The 255-nt window shown below is 56.9% G+C and carries 1 protein-coding gene; it reads left to right on the top strand.

Annotation, left to right across the window (positions count from 1 at the left end):
• The coding region (locus K3G39_RS20605) for an FGGY family carbohydrate kinase (protein ID WP_255594581.1) at positions 1 to 255 on the top strand (255 nt) is incomplete at both ends.

The raw sequence follows: 255 nt of genomic DNA, 5'->3' as shown, positions 1-255 counted from the left end.
AGGAACGCAGCCTTTCCCGCCTGCTCAACTCCCCGGGCAACTTCACAGCCTCCAAACTGGCCTGGGTGAAGGCCAACGAACCCGAACTCTACTACAACATCGACAAGATCATGCTGCCCGGCGACTATGTGGCCATGAAGCTCACCGGCAGCATCACCACCAGCATCTCGGCCCTCTCAGAAGGCGTGTTCTGGGATTTCCAGCAGGATCAGCTCTCAGAGGATGTGCTCAGCTACTACCGCTTTGACAAAAACC

Source organism: Pontibacter sp. HSC-14F20 (assembly GCF_019599265.1).
Taxonomy (GTDB): Bacteria; Bacteroidota; Bacteroidia; order Cytophagales; family Hymenobacteraceae; genus Pontibacter.
The sequence above is the reverse complement of the archived record's forward strand: the minus strand, read 5'-3'. Positions and strand labels throughout refer to the sequence as shown.